The organism is Candidatus Kapaibacterium sp. (assembly GCA_023957315.1).
Classification (GTDB): domain Bacteria; phylum Bacteroidota; class Ignavibacteria; order Kapaibacteriales; family UBA2268; genus PGYU01.
On the sequence record JAMLHE010000010.1, the window covers coordinates 40,740 to 52,923 of the forward strand.

The following is a 12,184-nucleotide window of genomic DNA, read 5'->3' on the forward strand; positions in this document are numbered from 1 at the left end:
AACGAATTATACTGATGCTCCGAATCATTAAAAAATGAAGTACTTTATAAGTTCTTCTTAGTTTGCAAAGCCTTTCAAATTCAACTCAAATTTAATGTCGTCGTAAATCATTGCGTCGCCTAAGCCACTGAACAAACTGCCTGAGTTATATTTTACATCCCATCTTGTGCGGTCAATTGTAAATTCTGCATGAGCAGTAAAAGTTCTTTCATCAAAATTGATTTTTGCAGGGAAACGAATTTCGTTCGTAATTCCTTTGATAATCAATTTGCCGGTTACCCAATAATTATAATTTTCTCCGGGTTTCGGGTTGTAAGGTGTTATTTTATCTAATAAAAATGTAGATAATTTGTAATTATCAACGTTAAAGAAATCATCTGATTTCAAATGCCCCAAAAGTTTGGCATTTGATGCAGCATCTTTCAAATCATCAATTTTTATCGTTGTCATGTCAATGCGAAATTCTCCGCGTGCTTGGTTATCGTTACGAATTAAGTGTCCTTGCTCAATTTTGATTGTTCCCCAGTGTTTGCCTATTACTTTTTCCCCAATCCATTTGATTGAGCTGGATTTCACGTCTAAAGTGTATTTTTGTGCCTGCATAGCAGTCGCTGTAAACATCAGAAACGCTCCGATGAGAATGGTAAGTGCTTTTTGTGTAAACATAATAAATCTCCTAAATTTATAATAAAAACTTAATTTCTTAATTTGTCTAATAATTCATTGACGATTTTGGCTTCCTCTTGGGTAAGGACTTTGAACGATTCGTTTTGATTGTCAAATACCTCGTCTAATTGTTTGAGCACTTCAAGCCCCTTTTTGCTGATGAAAACATCGCATTGACGTCTGTCATCTTCGCATTGGACACGCTCGATAAAGCCTTTGATACGCAATTTTTCGACTAATCGCGATGCGTTAGACATTTTGTCCATCATCCTATCTTGAAGCAAAGTTATTGAAGCAGGATTAGGGTGCTGCCCTCTTAAAATTCTGAGTATATTGTATTGTTGCGGCGAAATACCGAATGGCTTCAACATTCTGGTATTTTGCAATTCAACCCAATGAGCAGTAAAAATGATGTTCAAAACCATCTTGTGGTGCTCGCTTTTGAACTTATTTTGCTTTATTTCGTCTTCTAATTTCATAGGTGCTTTTTAAATTATGTGTAACAACAACTAATGTATTAACGTGCAATATTTTTTGTTATTGTAAGAGTGTAAAAATATTTGAATTTTTTTTGAGGGGATATGTGAATGTGTTTTTTGTTAAGATAAAAATGACCCAAAAAGCATATATTGCATTGTTTTGTAGTACATATTCAAGATTTTTAAATGCTGTCTAAAAGTTCACAAAAGCAATACCTCAAGAAGCGAACTAAGAAACTACTTCGCAGCTATCACCTTTTCAACGAATTCGAGAATCCCGAAGATTTGCATAAAATGCGTCTTGAAATGAAGAAAATCTCATCATTTGTGCTGTTTTTGACTCTGATTAACAAAAACTCCAAATTGAAAAAGCAACTCAAATCAATTCGCCCTGTATTCAAAAAAGCCGGCTTAGTAAGGGTGGCTCAACTCAATTTGAATCTTGCAGAAAAATACGAGCTTGCCGACATCGAAATAATCGAGATGCAAAACGCAGTATTGGACAATCATCTGATGGAATTCAGGATGAAATACTACGATAATACTGAAAAATTAAGCCGCTCGTTGAAAAGAATCAATCGCGAAATCTCCCGAATTAAAGAAAAAGACATTAAGAGCTTTTACAAAAATCAAGTAAATGTATTGGCTGAGCTTTTGAATTCGTCTGAAATTGAGGAAAATCTCCACGAATGCCGCAAAAGAATCAAAAATCTGATTTATACTTATCGCTTCATGCCCTCAAAACTCAAGGACAAAGTCTATCTCAATGTTGAATATCTTGATGAATTACAAGAGCAAATTGGAGATTGGCACGACATTGACGAGACAATTATGCTTTTCGAGAAAAATGATAGCAAGTTCGTCACCGATATAGCACTATTGGGCATTCACAGCGAAATCAAATTAGAAGAAATACAGCGAATAGTCAAGCATTTCAAAATCAAAGTCAAAGCAAAATAGCACCAAGGGAACGCTTTATACGGGAAAGTATAAATATGAAGCTTAGGAGTTGTTCGCGTCCCCTTGATGAAATCATTGACTTCTAAATTTTGATTTTAGTTTATGAAGTTCTATTTCCGCCTTCTAAATACTTTCTTCATTCTGCGAGCAAATATGCGAATTTTCATGATTGTGAGCTTGAGTTTCTCGGTTAGCGTAACTCGAGCGGAATTTTTGTTGAGATATACAGTATCTGATAAATCCATAAACCATTCTTGATAATCATTCCCGTGCATGAATGAACGTATTTTTTTTATATAGGGATTTGTATAATATTTGCCGTGTGTTTCGACTGATATTACCTTTGGCATACTTTTCATGTGCGACAATACGAACCATTCTGCACCTTCGATGTCTATACTGAGCAAATCAATCTTACCATCATCTAAATCCGAGAAAAGTACGCAATCAGTTTCAAATTCATTATCAGGTGCCTTTTGGTATGAATCATTGACCAATGCCGGGCTTTCGGTCAATTCTGATATGAATGTTGAAGCTTTGGCACGCGAGAGTTTCACTCTCCCCCTTCGATTGAAGACCGCAACAGAGTGAATTGAAACACTCGGATAGTCGCCGAAACGTTTATTTATTAATGCAATTGACTCCGGGTCGGCTTCTATCAATGTAGTGCGTTTTCCTGTTTCTATAAAATCAATAACATTTGAACTCTCGGGCATATATACACCGACTTCGCAGGCGTGTTCGATTGTCAGCTGCTTGCTTGAGCATTTAGCGTATAAGTTATTATGTGTTCTATTCATATTTAAGAGCGAAAGACGGGAGTCGAACCCGCGACCTACGGCTTGGGAAGCCGACGCTCTACCAACTGAGCTACTTTCGCAAAATGTAAAATTAGCAAAAGTTCTGATAATAAAAAAATTATATTTTGTAAATTTCAAGTGTGTCAATAATGGTAAATTAACGACAATGTGACAATGTCGCATTTTATGCTGACATTTTGTCAAAATATTTGCGACATTGTGTCTTTAATTTGTGCCATTTCGGCACTTTTTTCGTTTGGCACGCTTTTCGTAATTTAACTTTCGAATTTGAAAATGTTATTTCACAAAATATTATACAAAAGGAGTTTTAAAATGGGATATTACAGAATGAATCCTGCACGCGGCATCGAAGAATTTGTTAAGCAATTTCAAGGAATTGCCGACTCAATCGAAAAAGGTATCACTGTCGAATCGGGCAATTTCAGCCCCAGACTTGATGTTACCGAAAACGATGCTAATTTTATTGTTCATATCGAATTGCCCGGTGTGGCTAAAAGCGATGTGAAAGTATCGGTCAACGACGAATATTTGATGACTATCGAAGGCGAAAAGAAACGTTCCGATGAATCAAATCTATTACGTAGCGAACGTGTTTTCGGAGCTTTCAAACGCAATTTGCAATTGCCCGAAACTGCCGATGTCGAGAAAATCAAAGCTACATACAACCAAGGTGTATTGGAATTGACAATTGACAAAAAAATACCCGAAACACCAAAACAATATGAAGTTATTATTAATTAATCAATCAAAGGAGGTATAACAATGACTTACTTAAGATTAGACCCTTTCAAAGGGTTCGAGAAATTAACTCGCAGAATGGCAAATATTGCCGATGAATTCGATAAAGGATTTTCAATCGAGTACGGTCCTTTCGCTCCAAGGATTGACATTAGCGAGGACGAAAATAATCTCTACTTTACAGCCGAATTACCCGGTGTGAAGAAAGAAGATGTGAAAGTGACCGTAAGCGACGACAAAATCATCTATTTCAAGGGCTCAAAGAAAAGTCCGTATGCCAATGAAGAAGTTGTTGACGGTGAAGTTCAAAAGCCCGAGAGAACTTACATCAGAGCCGAAAGGGCATATGGTGACTTCACTCGCTCGTTTACTTTGCCCGACAATATAAATAAGGACAGCATTTCAGCAAAGTATGATGATGGCATTTTGACTGTGACTTTGGCGAAGATTGAGCCTGTCAAACCAAAGCAAATAGAAGTTTCGATTGATTAAGTAAAGTGGCTCTAAATATTAATGGCAAGGTATGTGTTACATGCCTTGCCTTTTTTTGATTTTAGCTTCATTGTTAAATTAAAATATCCTCAAAAATATTTTTACCAAACAAATCTGTTAATTTATCGTTAAGTAAATAGAGATGTTTAAATATGGTATATATATACAACGATGAATACAGAGACTCAAATCATAGATTACGGTTTAATAGACAAAAAGCTCGACATTAATTCAATTTATGCTTGGATTGAAGCCCACGGATTAAAACAAGCAGAATTCAAAAAGGGGCGTGATTATGTTTCCACATATTGGGGCAATCGTACAATTGGATTCAAGTTAATCGAAAGGGAAAATTACCGTACTTATTATATTGTAGGACCCAAAGGCTCGCTCATTGTCCTTGAGATTGCAATAGAAGGCAATAAAATTCTATATGATTTTTATAGCCCAATCTGGCTTTTCGGCATTTGGACTATCAAGCTGAAATTAAAGCCCGATGCTCCTTGGTATGCAAGTTACCTAAGTATAGGGTACAAGATACAAGAAAAGTTCGAGAAAAGATTCAATATGTTGCTCTGATTATTGGCATTTTGCGGTCCCGTCAGTTGTTCCATAGTTAGTGAATCGTCTTTGTTACATCTGACACTATAATACAGATTCATCAATATCCATTAGTTGTAACAACTGACGGTACAGAAAACGAATGAATTCATGGGCTATATTTTCGGACAGAACGCTGTTCTGTCCCTACGATTTTATTACATTTCCATATTTTTCAAGTAAGGAATTTCGACAAAGAAAGTTGTCCCTTCGTCTTTGTTGGACTCAAAGTCAATCTTGCCGCCAAGAATATCTACCAAACCCTTAGAAATTGCCAGCCCAAGCCCGGTACCGTCCACTTGTTTGTCCGGGCGTTCTAATTGCATGAAACGCTCAAATACTCTTTCTCTAGCCTCTTCGGGTATTCCGATTCCTGTATCCTTGACGTAGAATATGATTTTCGCTTCTTTGATTTTGTATCCAATTTCAATACTTCCGGTATCGGTATATTTGATAGCATTTCCGATTAAATTGGCAAGAATCTGATATACTCTTTGTTCGTCAGAAACAATGAGCGTTTCCTGATTCGGTAAAGCGATTTCTTTTGATAATTTTAAGGATTTCGCTTCTGCAATTGGCTTGAAGAAGATATATAAATCATTAAAAGTCTTATTTAAGTCGAATTGGGAGAATTTGGCTTTTATGTTTCCTGACTGAATTTTGGACAAATCAATAATATCATTCACTAATGCTAACAATCGTTTACCGCTACTATTAATTATCTCGAAAAATTCAAATTGTTCAGTGACAGTAAAATCCATTTGTTTCAGTAACTCCGAAAAACCGATGATACCATTAAGCGGTGTTCTGATTTCATGAGACATGTTTGCAAGGAAAGCCGATTTCAGCTTATCATTCATTTCTGCTCTTTCTTTTGCTTCTATCAATGTTTTCTGAGCATTGATTCTTTCGGTAATGTCAATTACCAACATGACTCTTGCATCAATACCTTGCCAACTAATTTTATCGGTTAAAACATCAGCAACAAAAGATTCGCCGGATTTTTTTTGTAGGCATTTGAGCTTTTCCCAACCCGGACCATAAAAGGACTTCACTTGAATTAGATTTGCACTGTCTTTAGATTTAATTGAACTTAGTTTAATGTTTATGAATTCTTCGTAGCTAAACCCAAAGTGCTTAATTGCAGCATCATTGACTTCCAATATATTTTCGGTTTCCATATCATATACCATCATCGGCTGCGGATTTGAGACAAACATTGTTTTGAATCGCTGTTCGCTATCACGAATCGCCTGAATGTATTGGTGCTCATTAGTAACATCCAATAATTTCAAGAAAATATATTGCCTTTCTTTCTGTTCGAATAAATCAAGGAAAAGCAACATCTGTCGTACTTCACCGGTTCTGGTAATGACTTCAACTTCGTGCTTTGTGATTTTTTTCAATGTCATTAATGTACTCATCTGTTCAATAATGGATTCGGGGTGCATCCAAATTGGCAGATGATAAAAGCTCTTATTTAATACGTCTTCCGGTGCATATCCAATTATATCGGTAAAACTGTCGCTAATATTAAGGTACAGCATCTCATCAGCGTTCAAAATGGCAGTAGGCAAAGGCGATAAGTTGAACATTCTGACAAAAAACTCGCGGGATTCGTTAATTTGATTTTGGGCAAGACGTTCTTCAGTTTGGTCACGAAATACTAACACCACGCCAAATATTTCGCCCTCTTCATTTTTGATAGGAGCACCACTATCAACGATTGGAATTTGATTTCCATCTTTTGAAATTAGTAATGTATGATTTGCTAATCCTACAATTTTTCCTTTTTGGAGAACAATCCTTACGGGATTTTCTACCCTTTTTAAGTCATCTTCATTAACAATTCTGAAAACTTTCTCTACATTCAGTCCTAATGCTTCAGATTCGAGCCAACCCGTGAGTTGTTCGGCAATTTTGTTCATTCTTATAATATTTCCATCCACACCTGTGGTGATTACTGCATCGCCAATACTGTATAATGTGGTTCTGAAAATCTCGTTAGTCTCGCGTAGTGCCTTTTCTCTCTGATACAATTTTTGGAAAATCTGTTGTTTTCGATTCTTATAAAATATTAATAAGCCGAGTATAAGAATTATTATTATAACCCCTACAGCAAACATAATATTAAATTCACGCTTACGCAATTCACTCACAACTTCATCCATATCAATTTCGGTGATAATGAACCAATTTGTATTCTTGATGGGCTGAGCGTGAGCCAGTACCTGCACACCTCTGTAATCTTCGCCCACTATTTTGCCACTTTGCCCACTAACAGCCTTGACCGCAGTATTCTCGACAAATCGCAAAGGAATAGTAAGTTTTAGGGCTGTATTTTGGGCATGACGCAATTCGTTCAACACAAGCAGTTCGTCATTTTGATATCTTACTAAGAAAGATTCTGCCGATGGACTTGGTCCGGGCCATTCAACAATCAGAGGATAAAAATTAATTGAAGGGTCAATTCTGAATAACATAATTGCTCGGACAATTCCGGAACTATCTCTTATTGGGGCAATAAGGTCAATAAAAATCACTTCTCGAACATCATCTTTATATAAATCGCTCAATACAATACTATCTGCGTAAATGGCTTTGTCAATATATGAATCAAGAATCGAAGGCATCAATGAAGAACCGTTTTTGAGTGATAATGAAATTTTGCGATTTGTATCCAAAATTATTATATCATGGTATCTATCATTGAGCAATACAGGCTCGAGAATATCAATAATTTGGCTTTCGAGTTCATCAGAATGGGCTTTGCTGTTGTATTCGACTATCAAGTCACTGAGATATTTGTTATTCGAGAAGAATTTAATATCGGAATGTCGCTCAAATAGCCATTGATTGATGCGAGTTGCTTTGATTTGGCATAAAGTCTTCAACTCACTATACTTCTCGTTTACTACTATTTCACGCGTTGAACTGTAGTAATAGTAAGCAATCGAAATCAATAGAATACAAATTCCTGCAACAAATATTATCAGGAATGACTTACGTAATGGCTCTATTTTACTCTCCGAATCAACTTCTGTGATTTTCATAAGCAACTTTATAAAGTTATATATAACAAAGATATATAATAATTTAATTGTATGCAAGTTAATTTTTCAGTTAATGAAATTTAATCGATGAATTCAAATGTGACATAATGTTGATATTTAATGTGACAGATGATACAATAAACTTAGTTACGCTTAACATCATTCTTCGCAAGTCCTTAATTATTAAAGCGTTTATTTTGTTACTGATACGATTTTCTTTTGCCATGTAAAGAAAATTTCGTAATTTTAAATGTAACAAAATGGTAAAAAACATTTTTTTATGAGATAAGATTAGCATAATAGCTAACATTTAGTAACATCGTAGAAAAGAACGAGGTAAAACATGGCAAAAGTAATGGGCGAAATCATAATTGATATCGAAAGGTGCAAGGGTTGTGAACTATGCTTCGATGCATGCCCGAAAGAAGCTATACAGTTGAGCGACACGATAAATTCCAAAGGATACCAATTTGCAATCAAGGTCAACGACTTATGCAATGGCTGCGCAAGTTGTGCATTGGTATGCCCTGACGCTGTAATTACAGTTTACCGTAAGGTGGACAAAACAAAAAGACCTGTCAAAGTAATAGAAATTGAAGATTAACTAAAAGGAACAGAAATGGGCGATCTAAAGCTTATGAAAGGAAACGAAGCACTCTCCGAGGCAATGATTAGAGCCGGATGTGATGCATATTTCGGTTATCCTATCACTCCGCAATCCGAAGTACTCGAATATCTTGCTCGTGAAGCATCGCAACGCACCGGAATGGTGGTACTGCAAGCCGAGAGTGAAGTTGCGGCTATTAATATGATTTACGGTGCTTCAGGCGCCGGAAGACGTGTTATGACTACTTCATCAAGCCCCGGCATAAGTCTTATGCAAGAAGGGCTTTCATATATCGCAAGTGCCGAACTGCCTTGCCTCTTGGCAAATGTTGTCAGAGGTGGTCCCGGACTTGGCACTATTCAGCCTTCGCAAGCTGATTATTTTCAATCTGTCAAAGGTGGCGGACATGGTGACTATAAATTAATCGTTTTAGCTCCGTCAAGCGTTCAAGAAATGGTTGATTTTGTCAAGCTCGGATTTGAACTTGGCGAAAAATATCGCAATCCGGTGATGATTTTAACCGACGGTGCTATCGGACAAATGATGGAAAAAGTCGTTTTGTTTGAGCAAATGCCACGAAAAACTGAATTCCCCGATTGGGCTACCGTTGGCAAAAAACCCGGCAAAGACAGAAATTATATTACTTCCTTGCATATTCAATCCGAAAAAATGGAAGAAATTAACCTTAGACTCCAAGCAAAATACAAAGAAATCGAAAAAAATGAAGTACGTTACCAAGCTGTCAATCTTGACGATGCCGAATACGTTTTCACAGGATTTGGCTTAGTTGCTCGGATTTGTATCAAAGCTATGGAAATGGCTCGCGCCAAAGGATACAAAGTGGGCGTTATCAGACCGATTACAGTATTCCCATTCCCAACGCAAGTTTATGCTGACATTGCACCAAAACTAAAAGGAATTTTAGATGTGGAAATGAACGCAGGGCAAATGGTAGAAGACGTTCGCCTATCGGTAAATGGCGCCACAAGAGTTGAATTTTACGGCAGAATGGGCGGTATGATTCCCTCACCCGAAGAAATTCTCGAAAATTTTGAAAGAATCTACATCAAAGGAGAAACAAAATGAGCGAAAGAACATATGTTGATATAGAAGCTGAATTGACCGACCAACCAATCAATTTTGACGAAGATATTTGTCTGGCAGAAAATGTGGTCTATATCAAACCACAAACTCTGATTGACGTCCCAATGCACTATTGCCCGGGTTGCGGTCACAGTACAGCACATAAAATTCTGATGGAAGTTGTGGACGAAATGGGAATTCAAGAAGAAATCATCGGCGTAGCGCCGGTTGGATGCTCCGTATTCGCCTATCACTACATGAATGTAGATATGCAAGAAGCAGCCCACGGACGCGCTTGTGCAGTTGCAACCGGTCTCAAACGCATTATGCCCGAAAAATATGTCTTCACTTACCAAGGTGACGGCGATTTGGCAGCAATTGGCACCGCAGAAACTGTTCACGCAGCAAATCGCGGCGAAAATATCCTGGTAGTTTTCATCAATAACGGTATTTATGGTATGACAAGCGGTCAAATGGCTCCTACTACATTGCCCGGAATGGTGACTACAACTTCACCTTACGGTCGCGATGTCAAAACTCAAGGCTATCCGCTATATATTAGCAATTTATTGGCAAATTTGCCGGGTGTGGCATACGTCAGTCGTCATTCAGTCCATACTCCAAATAATGTCCGAAAAGCAAAAAAATCAATCGCAAAAGCTTTGGAATATCAAAAGCAAGGGCTCGGATTCTGCTTAGTTGAAATCGTGACTAATTGTCCGTCCAACTGGAAAATGACACCCAAGCAATCAAATCAATTCGTCGAAGAAAAAATGATTCCATTTTATCCGCTTGGCGATATAAAAGTTCCGGAGGGCAAATAATATGACACAAGAAGCAATTTTCGCAGGATTCGGCGGTCAAGGCGTACTTTCGATGGGAATGATTTTGGCTTATTCGGGCATGCTCGAAAATAAAGAAGTATGTTGGATGCCATCCTACGGACCCGAAATGCGCGGCGGTACAGCAAATGCCATTACAATTGTATCCGACGACTATATCAGTTCGCCCATTATATCGAGATTTGACTCAGTAATCGCACTCAATCAACCATCCGTTGATAAATTCGAATCGAGAGTCAAACCCGGTGGTATGATAATTTACGACAGCACAAATATATTGACTCCGCCCACTCGTACCGACATCACAATTTACAATGTGCCCGGCAGCGAAGAAGCAGTAAAGCTCAAAAACATCAAAGTATTGAATATGCTGATGTTAGGTGCATTCGTTAGAGCTACAAAAATAGTAAAAGAAGAAACAATCACCGAAGCACTCAAACAAGTGCTCCCCGAACGCTACCATAAATTAGTCCCACTGAACATGGAAGCATTCAATGTCGGCACAAGTTTCGTAACAAACTAATCTCTCTATATCTCATAAGACCTCCTAATACCGTCACTTTGTGGCGGTTTTTTTTTTATATTTAAGGTAAAGTGCGGAATTCACGTTAATAAAAATAATTTGTATATATCATAAACTATTTTTACTTTGGAAAGTGATTGTATGCAATTTGAAAGATTTGTTGATGAAAATATTTTTTAACTAATGGGATGTGCCATGAAAATACTATTAATTATTTTAGCCTTCATACTCGGCTCTTGCTCAGAAATTGAGAATCTCAAGAACAATATCTATGTTGAGGGCAACTATTGGCATTTCGCCTTAGAGACACACGACAAAACGGGCGATTCTGTAAAGCTATACACCAAAATTGATAAAGAGGAGAATTCAAGAAAAGGGGAACTTATAATTAAATGGCAGTACTATTCTTCGTTTTATCCAAATGGGAATCCGGAAAGAGAATACGTTGCTGCATCAGAAGTCTCAATTTTGAAGATTGAATTGTCAACTCCAAGCTTAACAGATGAACAGTTTTGGTCTTTATTGCCCAGATTACAAATTGACAAGTCACTAAAAGCAAATGAATCTGATGAAAAGACATTTTCAATTAAAAAATGGGAAACATCATCAAAAAGTTATGATGAAGAAGGAAATCTAATTGACGATGTTGATAATGCAAAATCAGAACCTCAAAAGATTGAATATCCCTATGAATTAAAGTATTTAGGCAAATCCTTTTCTTCAAATCCGGTAGTTAATGATAGCTGTGAACACTATCAAATCAGCTTTACATACAATGTAGATGGCGATAAATATAATGGTGCAAAATTCTTGTACGATTATTATTTTCACGAAAAATATGGCTTCGTTTACATCAAAATCAATGTTGGTAACTCCGAGTTTTACGAAATGAATCTCAAAGAAATGAAGTTGAAGAAGGAGTGAGGGAAATAAAATGAGACTAACAATTATCATACTGACTATATTTTTATTTTCATCAGTCGTGAAATCTCAAAATGGTGATCCGATTAAATATATAGCTGTTAATTATACTGATTTGAGAATACATATTAATACCAATCTGACTATGGATTTTTTCATAGAAAAACTTCCCTTTTATATATAAAGAGAGATACAATAACTTCTGATTCCTTATTGGACTTATTCGATGCTGAATTCAATAAATTCACAACACCCGTTAATATTAATTTTTGCAATGATTATAGATTAGTTGCATTGATATTCAGAAAATCAGGTAAAATTGACACTTTGGCATTTGGAGAATGCTTTGATATAGTTTTTAATCAATATTTTTATAAGCCGAGAATACCACTATTAAAA

At 36.7% G+C, this 12,184-nt stretch carries 14 protein-coding genes and 1 tRNA gene; 10 read left to right on the forward strand and 5 right to left on the reverse strand.

Annotated features, from left to right (window positions below; genetic code table 11):
* Window positions 1-57: 57 nt before the first annotated feature.
* Both M9949_10930 and M9949_10935 read right to left on the reverse strand, forming a co-directional pair.
* Entirely contained in the window at window positions 58-666 is a 609-nt protein-coding gene (locus M9949_10930; GenBank protein ID MCO5251917.1) for a YceI family protein, read from the reverse strand.
* A 29-nt stretch (window positions 667-695) separates the two neighbouring features.
* Window positions 696-1,145: a MarR family transcriptional regulator gene (locus M9949_10935; GenBank protein ID MCO5251918.1), complete on the reverse strand. Its 450-nt coding sequence runs from the start codon at window positions 1,143-1,145 to the stop codon at window positions 696-698.
* Between the two features lie 186 nt (window positions 1,146-1,331).
* Here M9949_10935 and M9949_10940 point away from each other — a divergent pair, with 186 nt between their 5' ends.
* Window positions 1,332-2,105 carry a CHAD domain-containing protein gene (locus M9949_10940; GenBank protein ID MCO5251919.1) on the forward strand — a complete coding sequence of 258 codons (774 nt, stop codon included), beginning with the start codon at window positions 1,332-1,334 and terminating at the stop codon, window positions 2,103-2,105.
* 110 nt (window positions 2,106-2,215) lie between these two features.
* Here M9949_10940 and M9949_10945 read toward each other — a convergent pair whose 3' ends face one another.
* Together M9949_10945 and M9949_10950 are read right to left on the reverse strand one after the other, a co-directional pair.
* Window positions 2,216-2,905 carry an FkbM family methyltransferase gene (locus tag M9949_10945; protein ID MCO5251920.1) on the reverse strand — a complete coding sequence of 230 codons (690 nt, stop codon included), beginning with the start codon at window positions 2,903-2,905 and terminating at the stop codon, window positions 2,216-2,218.
* A 7-nt stretch (window positions 2,906-2,912) separates the two neighbouring features.
* Window positions 2,913-2,985, reverse strand: a tRNA-Gly gene (locus M9949_10950).
* Window positions 2,986-3,238: 253 nt separating this feature from the next.
* Between M9949_10950 and M9949_10955 the strand changes: the two genes are divergently transcribed.
* The 3 genes from M9949_10955 (at window position 3,239) to M9949_10965 (ending at window position 4,735) form a co-directional block, all read left to right on the forward strand.
* On the forward strand, window positions 3,239-3,667 hold the full coding sequence (locus tag M9949_10955; GenBank protein MCO5251921.1) for an Hsp20/alpha crystallin family protein: 429 nt from the start codon (window positions 3,239-3,241) through the stop codon (window positions 3,665-3,667).
* A gap of 21 nt (window positions 3,668-3,688) precedes the next feature.
* Window positions 3,689-4,156, forward strand: a complete 468-nt coding sequence (locus M9949_10960) for an Hsp20/alpha crystallin family protein (protein MCO5251922.1) — start codon at window positions 3,689-3,691, stop codon at window positions 4,154-4,156.
* 171 nt (window positions 4,157-4,327) lie between these two features.
* Complete coding sequence (locus M9949_10965; GenBank protein ID MCO5251923.1) at window positions 4,328-4,735, forward strand: hypothetical protein; 408 nt, start codon at window positions 4,328-4,330, stop codon at window positions 4,733-4,735.
* Window positions 4,736-4,914: 179 nt separating this feature from the next.
* Here the strand turns inward: M9949_10965 and M9949_10970 are convergent, their stop codons facing one another.
* A complete protein-coding gene (locus M9949_10970) occupies window positions 4,915-7,809 on the reverse strand; it encodes a PAS domain S-box protein (protein ID MCO5251924.1) in 2,895 nt (964 codons plus the stop codon).
* 343 nt (window positions 7,810-8,152) lie between these two features.
* Between M9949_10970 and M9949_10975 the strand changes: the two genes are divergently transcribed.
* The 6 genes from M9949_10975 (at window position 8,153) to M9949_11000 (ending at window position 11,969) form a co-directional block, all read left to right on the forward strand.
* On the forward strand, window positions 8,153-8,413 hold the full coding sequence (locus M9949_10975) for a ferredoxin family protein (GenBank protein MCO5251925.1): 261 nt from the start codon (window positions 8,153-8,155) through the stop codon (window positions 8,411-8,413).
* A 15-nt stretch (window positions 8,414-8,428) separates the two neighbouring features.
* Window positions 8,429-9,502, forward strand: a complete 1,074-nt coding sequence (locus M9949_10980; GenBank protein ID MCO5251926.1) for a 3-methyl-2-oxobutanoate dehydrogenase subunit VorB — start codon at window positions 8,429-8,431, stop codon at window positions 9,500-9,502.
* On the forward strand, window positions 9,499-10,323 hold the full coding sequence (locus M9949_10985) for a thiamine pyrophosphate-dependent enzyme (protein MCO5251927.1): 825 nt from the start codon (window positions 9,499-9,501) through the stop codon (window positions 10,321-10,323). Before M9949_10980 ends, M9949_10985 begins: the two co-directional genes overlap by 4 nt.
* A 1-nt stretch (window position 10,324) precedes the next feature.
* Window positions 10,325-10,864 carry a 2-oxoacid:acceptor oxidoreductase family protein gene (locus M9949_10990; protein ID MCO5251928.1) on the forward strand — a complete coding sequence of 180 codons (540 nt, stop codon included), beginning with the start codon at window positions 10,325-10,327 and terminating at the stop codon, window positions 10,862-10,864.
* A 195-nt stretch (window positions 10,865-11,059) separates the two neighbouring features.
* Entirely contained in the window at window positions 11,060-11,788 is a 729-nt protein-coding gene (locus M9949_10995; protein ID MCO5251929.1) for a hypothetical protein, read from the forward strand.
* Between the two features lie 10 nt (window positions 11,789-11,798).
* A complete protein-coding gene (locus M9949_11000) occupies window positions 11,799-11,969 on the forward strand; it encodes a hypothetical protein (protein ID MCO5251930.1) in 171 nt (56 codons plus the stop codon).
* Window positions 11,970-12,184 lie beyond the last annotated feature (215 nt).

Excerpts from the sequence above, each read along its gene's own strand:
- M9949_10930 (MCO5251917.1), bottom strand. The coding sequence starts at position 666 with ATGTTTACACAAAAAGCACTTACCATTCTCATCGGAGCGTTTCTGATG.
- M9949_10935 (MCO5251918.1), bottom strand. The coding sequence starts at position 1,145 with ATGAAATTAGAAGACGAAATAAAGCAAAATAAGTTCAAAAGCGAGCAC.
- M9949_10940 (MCO5251919.1), top strand. The coding sequence starts at position 1,332 with ATGCTGTCTAAAAGTTCACAAAAGCAATACCTCAAGAAGCGAACTAAG.
- M9949_10945 (MCO5251920.1), bottom strand. The coding sequence starts at position 2,905 with ATGAATAGAACACATAATAACTTATACGCTAAATGCTCAAGCAAGCAG.
- M9949_10955 (MCO5251921.1), top strand. The coding sequence starts at position 3,239 with ATGGGATATTACAGAATGAATCCTGCACGCGGCATCGAAGAATTTGTT.
- M9949_10960 (MCO5251922.1), top strand. The coding sequence starts at position 3,689 with ATGACTTACTTAAGATTAGACCCTTTCAAAGGGTTCGAGAAATTAACT.
- M9949_10965 (MCO5251923.1), top strand. The coding sequence starts at position 4,328 with ATGAATACAGAGACTCAAATCATAGATTACGGTTTAATAGACAAAAAG.
- M9949_10970 (MCO5251924.1), bottom strand. The coding sequence starts at position 7,809 with ATGAAAATCACAGAAGTTGATTCGGAGAGTAAAATAGAGCCATTACGT.
- M9949_10975 (MCO5251925.1), top strand. The coding sequence starts at position 8,153 with ATGGCAAAAGTAATGGGCGAAATCATAATTGATATCGAAAGGTGCAAG.
- M9949_10980 (MCO5251926.1), top strand. The coding sequence starts at position 8,429 with ATGGGCGATCTAAAGCTTATGAAAGGAAACGAAGCACTCTCCGAGGCA.
- M9949_10985 (MCO5251927.1), top strand. The coding sequence starts at position 9,499 with ATGAGCGAAAGAACATATGTTGATATAGAAGCTGAATTGACCGACCAA.
- M9949_10990 (MCO5251928.1), top strand. The coding sequence starts at position 10,325 with ATGACACAAGAAGCAATTTTCGCAGGATTCGGCGGTCAAGGCGTACTT.
- M9949_10995 (MCO5251929.1), top strand. The coding sequence starts at position 11,060 with ATGAAAATACTATTAATTATTTTAGCCTTCATACTCGGCTCTTGCTCA.
- M9949_11000 (MCO5251930.1), top strand. The coding sequence starts at position 11,799 with ATGAGACTAACAATTATCATACTGACTATATTTTTATTTTCATCAGTC.